The organism is Serratia sp. OS31 (genome assembly GCF_014164835.1).
Taxonomy (GTDB): Bacteria; Pseudomonadota; Gammaproteobacteria; order Enterobacterales; family Enterobacteriaceae; genus Serratia; species Serratia liquefaciens_A.
The window spans coordinates 1-8,000 of the sequence record NZ_JACJFQ010000064.1 but is presented as its reverse complement, the minus strand read 5'-3'; the positions used below and the strand labels follow the sequence as shown (position 1 = coordinate 8,000).

The following is an 8,000-nucleotide window of genomic DNA, read 5'->3' as shown; positions in this document are numbered from 1 at the left end:
TCCTCCAGAATTTAAACAACGACTGGTGGCCGCGTCCTGTGAGCCCGGCGTCTCTATCTCAAAACTGGCGCTGGAGAATGGTATCAACGCCAATCTGTTGTTTAAATGGCGACAGGGAAAACTCCAGTTGCCCGCATCACCTGGAGTGGATCCCCCCAGCTACTTCCGATAACGCTGGATGCTGAAACCGAACCTGCCAATCAACCGCCTGCGGCAGCTCATGAGCCGGAAGCCTTCAATCTGTCATGCGAGGTAGCCTTCCGGCACGGGACTCTCCGCCTTGATGGCGCCATCAGCGAACAACTGTTGACAAGGTTGATACGGGAGCTCAAACGATGATCTCACTACCGACCGGCACAAAAATCTGGTTGGTGGCAGGTATCACCGACATGAGAAATGGCTTCAATGGCCTGTGCCTGCTGACAAAACGCCTGGAACGAGGCCGCTTCGCCTGGCCCTCGACACGTGATGGAAAAGTGTTCCTGACGCCGGCGCAACTCGCGATGCTGGTGGAGGGCATCGACTGGCGGCATCCTAAACGCCTTCTTAACTCACTGACCATGTTGTAAAAAGACATTAACCAGGTAACATGCCTGGTTATGGAAAATGCACTCCCCGACGATATCGAACAGTTAAAACGCCTTCTTGCCGAGCAGGAGGCGTTAAACAGCGCCCTGCAGGCTAAGCTTGAAGAGCGCGAGCGGGAAATCGACAAGCTGTTGGCGCAACTGGATAAATTTCGGCGAATGAACTTCGGCAGCCAGTCCGAAAAAATAAGTCGCCGCATCGCGCAGACAGAGGCCGAGCTGAGGGCGCTCCAGCAGGACAGTGACGCCATCACCGGCCGGGTGGATGACCCGGAGGTCCCGCGCCCCCTTCGCCAGACTCGCACACGGAAACCGTTCCCTGAATCACTTCCTCGTGATGAAAAACGTCTGTTGCCGGCAAAAACCTGCTGCCCGGACTGTGGCGGCGTACTGTCATATCTGGGAGAGGATGCGGCTGAACAACTGGAGCTGATGCGCAGCGCCTTCCGGGTGATCCGCACCGTGCGGGAAAAACATGCCTGTAGGCGGAGCGATCGCATCGTCCAGGCCGCGGCGCCGTCACGCCCTATAGAGCGAGGTATCGCCGGGGCGGGTCTGCTGGCGCGGGTGCTGACTGATGGCAAGCTTCATGCCGATGATACGCCGGTCCCGGAGTTACTGCCGGGCAATAAAAAGACGAAAACAGGCCGGCTGTGGACGTATGTTCGCGACGATCGCAATGCCGGGTCAATGCAGCCGCCGGCCGTGTGGTTCGCCTACTCCCCGGACAGAAAGGGTATCCATCCTCAGACACACCTGGCCAACTTTAGTGGTGTGCTACAGGCTGATGCTTACGCCGGGTTCAACGAGTTGTACCGCACTGGTGATATAACGGAAGCGGCCTGTTGGGCCCATGCCCGCCGAAAAATCCACGATATCCATGTCCGCACACCGTCGGCAATCACAGAGGAAGCCCTGAAACGGATCGGTCAGCTGTATACCGTCGAAACAGAGCTGCGTGGGTTACCGGCATTGTGTAAGCATCCCTGTAATCCGAACCATTCACTTTTAGAGATCTTCCGACATACTGATTATGTCCCCGGAGGAGATCGCTATGCGTAAGATCCGATTCACCGAACACTAGATCATCGCCGTATTGAAGTCCGTCGAAGCCGGACGTACCGTCAAGGATGTGTGCCGTGAAGCCGCTATATCCGAAGCCAGCTATTACAACTGGAAGGCAAAGTATGGCGGGATGGAAGCGGCCGATATTAAAAAAATCAAAGATCTGGAAGACGAGAACCGGAGGCTCAAACAGATGTTTGCTGACCTCAGCCTTGAGTGCCGGGCACTTAAAGACGTCATCGAAAAAAAGCTTTAAAACCAGCGATAAAGCGTGAACTCGTCAGCTATCTGACGGCGCAATTTGCCATGAGTTTACGTCAGGCCTGCAGGACGTTATCGCTGAGCAGGACGGTCTATTTTTATCAGCCCGATACCCGGCGTGATGAACCGGTGATCCATGCGCTGACTGAACTGGCAGAACGCTATCCGCGCTACGGTTTTAAGAAGCTGTTCCAGCTGCTGCGCAGGCAGGGCAATACCTGGAACCACAAACGCGTTCACCGGATTTACTGCCTGCTGAAACTGAATTTTCGTCGTAAGGGAAAACAGCGGCTGCCGGTACGCAACCCGTCGGTTCTCGTCTTATTTTTAATATCAGCAGCTTCCATCCTGCCATATTTTGCCTTCCAGTTGTAATAGCTGGCTTCGGATATAGCGGCCTCACGGCAGACATCTTTGACGGTTCGTCCGGCTTCGACGGACTTCATAACGGCGATGATCTGATGTTCAGTGAATCGGATCTTATGCATAGCAATCTCCTCAGGGGACATAATCAGTATGTCGGAGGATTTCTAAAAGTGAATGGTTCGTTTTGCTGGGATACTTACATCGCATGGCCAGCCCGGCGGACGCTTTTATTAACTACAATATATCAAGACGCAGCGCGTACCTCCACTTGGGGCAGTGGTGCCAATGCGTTGACTGGTACGGGGACCGGCGCCACAGTTCCACTGATTGTTTATGGCCGTGTTCCGATGTCCGGCTTGACGCCGGCTGCTGGAACCTATTAGTGATACTGTCGCCATGACGATCATCTGGTAACCGAGTGACAGGGAGGCAGCAATCTGTCGGCTCTGACTCCTCATATACTCATTGGGGAAATGGGGAAAAGAGGTTTTTTGGGTCTATAATTAGATGAAAAAATAGTGGGGAATTGATTGAATATTTATGGTGTAATGATATGTTGTCGATAGCCTTGTTTGGAGGTCAGAGCAGAAGTTCTGCGCTGGATATATATTGTAAGCCGTTTTTTTATGGGGAATGCTCAATGGATGGTTTAAGGTACTTTAGTCTTAGTCGTTATTTATTAGAGGAGTAATGCTATGGACACGAATTTTAGACTTCCCATGAATAGTTACCAAGCCATTGATCTTCTTGTTAACCAACATGATTTTTTTTTAACGTTTTTATCTAAAAAGATAATAGAGCTTAGAGGGAATCTAAATAATATAATTGCAAGTGTGGAGGTTAACTCAGAAAGCGTTGTTGTTGAAATAGGGGAGAATAGCAATGTTACCATTTCATTGAGAAAGGATAATAGAAGTGATTATGTTATGTCGTACCCCGGAAAGACGCTGGTTTTTTTAATTAATAAAGAGTTCCAAGTAGTGATTTATAAATATGATGCTGTATTAGAAAAATACGTTGTCCGTGATGCCGTTGTTGTGAAAAAAAACAAACCAATACTCATAGATGGTGAGTGTGAAGCTTACCATGTAATTTCGGTAGAAGATACACTGATTGGAAATGTAAATTTCCCTTTGCCATCTGGTGAGGTAAATGTTTTTAATAAAGTAAGTGGCAAAGTGAAGTTCTGGTTTTTAAGTGATAACGGGGCGGCTAGGTTTTTATTTGTCTTGCAAGCATTAAATAGCATAGGTGATGAAAACTTGACTCGTGTGGCTAAGGAAACTATATATCATTATCATCCTGCCGTACAATGGGAGTCGTTTAAAATCATCAAATCATTACCCAATCAGTCTGTTGATAAATATAAGGAGATCTTGCTTTCATTTAAAAACAAAAAAATTATTGAGCTCCTATCTTCTCTTCGATATGAGTGAGCCGACTATTATGAAATTAGACGAGTTCATCAAGATTGTAATCGATAATCGTTTACATCCTGATAGGAATAACATTTATTCTTCTGCATTGTTATCTTTGTCGAAAAATCGTTTCATTCTCGGAGAATCAGTCTTAGAAACTATTAGGGATAAAGGTTTTTTTCATAGAAGCATCTATAACCACTACCTTTTTAATTTATATGAATGCCCACAATTTACTGTTCGTATTGTTTTCTGGCAACCAGTAAAACTTGAGGTTGAAAGGAATACCTTTATTTATGGGTTAAAACACAATCACGACTTCGAAATTTTTATAGTTGGTTATTCTGGTGATGGGTATGAAACTACAATATATAAAACGGATTCATCAATTATGAGTATTTATACTGGAGATAAGCCGAAAATAATAGGACGTAAAAAAATAAAACTCAGTGTTGGGAATGTAATTCATCTACGCCCATTTTATGATATTCATGAACAACATCCCCCAGTTAGCCTATCTTCCTCATTGAGTTTAATTTTGCGAGGTGAAGAATATAAAAACGTAAAGTCCTGGAGTTTTGCTGAAGATTTTTCAGCTTTACACTCAGGTCTCGGGGGAGAAGAAATTGAAATTTTTAATAAAATATCAGGATTAATTACTAATTAACCGTAGAGGGTTTATTTATGAATGACAAGCTACCTGAATGGAAAAAAGAACCTTACTTACATGTAGATAGTAGTGTAATATCCGGATCTGTGAATTCCGATAATAAAAAGTGTGGGTGTACGACATTGAGATTCAATCTTTCTGACATTAATAGTATTAAAAGATTTTATGATATGGTCAACATTGTTAAATAAATCAGAGTCAGTCGACTGATAAGTGAAAAGCTAGGCAACATAATAGCTGACAAAATAGTTTGATGCAGCCCAGCGTCACCATTGCCAAATAATTTATCGCCGTTTTGTCGTAACGTGTGACGCTCCGGCGATATTTTTTCAGACGACTAAAACACCGTTCCACAACGTTACGATTGCGGTAGACATCACGTGTCGAGTTGTGAGCGACCATCAGACGCCATTTTTTCATTGTATTTTCGGAGAATGACTGCTTTTATACTTTTTTCAGTTCGTTACACAACACACGCCCGGAGTATGCTTTATCTGCCAGTACAGCATGACCACGGCGTTTCATGCTGCCGTTCTGGCGCTGGACACCAATACCGTCCAGCAGGCCGTAACGCGAACTGACTTTCGCGGGCCTATACGGGACTCAGTACGATATTTAACGAGAGTCTGCTTCCGTCTGTAGCCATTGGTGCCAAAACCATCGCGAGAGCGCCCCAGGCTGTTATCTTCGGTGATATCGGGATGTTTTTTTGTGCTCCGGGGGTGCATTTGAGCGCCCGGATATTACTGCCATTCAGCGCAGTCGCTGACCAGTCAACGAGCCGTGCGCATCAAGAAATGAGAGTAACTTATTGGAAATAGCGTTAATCACTCCCGATTTTGACCATCGATTAAAGCGGTTATAAACGGTTTTCCATCGGCTGTATCGTTCAGGTAAATCGCGCTATGGAGCTCCTGAACACAGTACCCAGAACATGCCGTTGATGATAATGCGATGTTCTACCCATGGGCTTCCGGCTCGCAGTGTTGTGGGTTCAGCTGGTAGTAAAGGCTGAATGGTAGTGCATGCTTCATCGGGAAGGTCGTAGCGGACCATAGCTCAATATGTTGTGGAAACAGAAAGTTCCTATAGCTCGTGCAATTAAGGGACACAGCCATTCACCGTATTGACGAGTATTTAGGAGGCGATCCCTTATCACTGTTGTGGATTATACCAGAAGGACAGTGGAGTCTACATAGTGGAACATTCTGTGTAAATTGCCCGTCCAGCAGCTGGTCACTGAAACTCAATAATAAAGTAGCTCATCGACATGTGCCATGTCTCTCAGCGGTCTTGTGGGGCCACCAGAATTGTCAGCCATACCGCCTTCTTTACTGCGCCGTCGGTCGGGAACACTTTGCGTTTCTTGATTGCATGCCAGATCACGCTGTTTAACGACTTGATGGCGTTGGTCGTGTAGATCTCCTTGCAAATGTCCGTCGGGTAGGCGAAGAGCGTGATCGTATTGCTAGCCAACTGCGGACCTGTTTGCAGGTAGCGGCTAATGTCCGTGGAGGCCTGATAGATGCCCTTCAGGTCGCGGGTAACGGCCTTGTACATTCTTCCAAGAGTCGACGCAAGCTTGTTGCACGATACATTTCTGGCTGAACGTGCTCACAGCGCTGAAAAATCTCTGTCTGAACGACATTCTCATCGCCTGCGTTGACGGCCTGCTGGATGCCATCAACGCGGTGTATCCACTTGCGTATTGAGCGCGATGGCGATCTCTCGGGTGCTCATTCTTTTGTGGCATACAATGATAAAATCTGGTTATCACCTCCCGGTGATACAGGGCAGGTTCTTCTTCACCAGTTGAAGTTCAAAGGAACCGTCACGATCGTGCGACGTACGCAGGGGAAATCACCCGTGGTTACGGGTCTGTCTTAGTGGAATAGTCGTTGCTGACATTGGTCCCCGGTTTGGGATGATTTTTATCTTAGCCAAGGTGATAGGGCATTTTAGCATTGAACGCCACCTCGACGCTGATTTTTTCAGCAGGTGAGTCAACTAGTGAGAGCCTCAGGGATTTTGAGATTTTTGGCCAGTTAGTTAGCCAGCGCCTGCAACTGTTTTTCGTCCCTAATTGACCCCTTTTTTGATGTTGGATTGAACATGTCAAGATCAGGTAGATACATAAATTTTTAAGTCGGCTCATAATTCTAGCTACCAGAATTATCTTGGTTACATGCGTAGATTTTCTATCAGATTTATTACCATCTCAAACTGAAAGGCTGGCTTTAGAGTTTTTTTATAAGCTAGGCTTTTATCATAAAACCAATATCTTAATATAAGATTATTCTGTGTGTTGTATTTTGATGTCCGATCGTAATCGGTGGCATCAGATGATCTTTTTCATAGGCGATATGCATATGCGTGATGCTTCTTACATACTGTTGCAATACGAATAGCATATTTATTCGCCTGGGTTATTTAGATGCTATGTGCTTTTTTGCATCTAAGCTATCCATTTTAAAAATACCACCTTTTTATAAAATTGCTATATGATTTTTATTGTAGGTGAACAGATACTCTCCATTATAATGCCATGTAAATTATTATACTGTGTTATGGCATTGTTAATTGAAGTGAAAGCTGGAGTGTAATACCCAAAAGGAGTTCGTATGGAATTTATGTCAAAACGTGCTAATTATTTTATTGTCGTGGCACAAGAGGGGTCCATTAGCAAAGCTGCTGATCGACTCTGTATTACCCCATCGCCATTAAGTCGTAGAATAAAAGAGATGGAAGATAGTCTAAATGTTAAGTTGTTTAATAGGGATAATAATAGGATGGCCTTAACTAAGGAGGGGCGTTTTTTATATGATAATATAATTCCCCATTATAAAGATCTTAATAGAATAAAGGGGATGCATAAGGAAAAAAAACAAGTGAATGTTGGGATCTACGGTATAACTTCTCCGCATGTAAATGTACTTATAGAGCACATGATGATGATGAAACCATCTTTAATGATAAATCTAACTCGGATACCATCAACAAGTAATTTAGAATGTATTGATGTTAATAATTTTAACATTTTGTTTACTACCGAACCATTGCCAATTAATAATTTCACATATTACTTTTGTTCTGAGGATGATTTATTACTGATGTATTCATCAAAAAAAACAATCGAACAAAGTAAACTACTTCCATTTGTACAGAGTAACAGTTTTTCCGAAACTCTTACGTTTAAGAAAAATCATGTCCTACTGCAGAAACAAGGGTTTTCTATGGGGCATATGAATGTTGACAGTCTGCAATTGAGATTGAGCTTAACTCGGAAAGGAGGGGCGGTCACATTAATATGTGATTCTATTAAGTCTCAATTGGAAATTTCTTCCCGTGATTATAATTGTAGATTGCTTTCAGATATGAAGATAACCCACCATATCTATGTTGATGAAACACAAATAAGTGACGGAAAACAAATTCTGTCTTACTTAAATGATAGTTGCACAACTCATTGGAAGTGGCTTTCTTGATTTTTTATTGTTGCTTTTTATAATTTATTAATGTGATGATTTTGTTTTTCTGATTTCATTGATATATATCAATAGCCAACACCAGAGTATGTCAAACATACAATATCTGTCCCATAGACACCTCCCGAAGATCACGAGAAGACGATAT

The 8,000-nt window shown here is 44.3% G+C and carries 6 protein-coding genes and 6 pseudogenes; 8 read left to right on the top strand and 4 right to left on the bottom strand.

Annotated elements, in window-relative coordinates; translation table 11 throughout:
* The first annotated feature begins 25 nt into the window (after positions 1 to 25).
* The 4 genes and pseudogenes from H5P17_RS26850 to H5P17_RS25830 form a co-directional block, all read left to right on the top strand.
* A complete protein-coding gene (locus tag H5P17_RS26850) occupies positions 26 to 172 on the top strand; it encodes a transposase (protein WP_370570065.1) in 147 nt (48 codons plus the stop codon).
* A 163-nt stretch (positions 173 to 335) separates the two neighbouring features.
* Positions 336 to 569: an IS66 family insertion sequence element accessory protein TnpB gene (gene tnpB, locus H5P17_RS25840; protein ID WP_182825843.1), complete on the top strand. Its 234-nt coding sequence runs from the start codon at positions 336 to 338 to the stop codon at positions 567 to 569.
* A 30-nt stretch (positions 570 to 599) separates the two neighbouring features.
* Positions 600 to 1,559, top strand: a pseudogene (locus tag H5P17_RS25835) (transposase); the annotation flags it as partial.
* A 112-nt stretch (positions 1,560 to 1,671) separates the two neighbouring features.
* A pseudogene (locus tag H5P17_RS25830) lies at positions 1,672 to 2,231 on the top strand (transposase); the annotation flags it as partial.
* 8 nt (positions 2,232 to 2,239) lie between these two features.
* Here the strand turns inward: H5P17_RS25830 and H5P17_RS25825 are convergent.
* Positions 2,240 to 2,401: pseudogene (locus H5P17_RS25825) on the bottom strand (transposase); the annotation flags it as partial.
* Between H5P17_RS25825 and H5P17_RS25820 the strand changes: the two are divergent.
* From H5P17_RS25820 to H5P17_RS25810, 3 genes are all read left to right on the top strand, one after another.
* Positions 2,375 to 2,662: a spore coat protein U domain-containing protein gene (locus tag H5P17_RS25820; RefSeq protein ID WP_370570064.1), complete on the top strand. Its 288-nt coding sequence runs from the start codon at positions 2,375 to 2,377 to the stop codon at positions 2,660 to 2,662. The pseudogene H5P17_RS25825 and the gene H5P17_RS25820 overlap by 27 nt on opposite strands.
* 312 nt (positions 2,663 to 2,974) lie before the next feature.
* A complete protein-coding gene (locus H5P17_RS25815) occupies positions 2,975 to 3,715 on the top strand; it encodes a hypothetical protein (RefSeq protein ID WP_182825842.1) in 741 nt (246 codons plus the stop codon).
* Positions 3,716 to 3,725: 10 nt separating this feature from the next.
* A complete protein-coding gene (locus tag H5P17_RS25810) occupies positions 3,726 to 4,364 on the top strand; it encodes a hypothetical protein (RefSeq protein ID WP_182825841.1) in 639 nt (212 codons plus the stop codon).
* A 201-nt stretch (positions 4,365 to 4,565) separates the two neighbouring features.
* Here the strand turns inward: H5P17_RS25810 and H5P17_RS25805 are convergent.
* The 3 pseudogenes from H5P17_RS25805 to H5P17_RS26765 form a co-directional block, all read right to left on the bottom strand.
* Positions 4,566 to 5,423, bottom strand: a pseudogene (locus H5P17_RS25805) (IS5 family transposase).
* A 180-nt stretch (positions 5,424 to 5,603) separates the two neighbouring features.
* Positions 5,604 to 5,828 (bottom strand): annotated as a pseudogene (locus H5P17_RS26845) (transposase); the annotation flags it as partial.
* A gap of 261 nt (positions 5,829 to 6,089) precedes the next feature.
* Positions 6,090 to 6,412: pseudogene (locus H5P17_RS26765) on the bottom strand (hypothetical protein); the annotation flags it as partial.
* Positions 6,413 to 6,988: 576 nt separating this feature from the next.
* On the opposite strand from H5P17_RS26765, the gene H5P17_RS25795 reads away from it, so the two are divergent.
* On the top strand, positions 6,989 to 7,852 hold the full coding sequence (locus H5P17_RS25795) for a LysR family transcriptional regulator (RefSeq protein ID WP_182825840.1): 864 nt from the start codon (positions 6,989 to 6,991) through the stop codon (positions 7,850 to 7,852).
* The last annotated feature ends 148 nt before the right edge of the window (positions 7,853 to 8,000 follow it).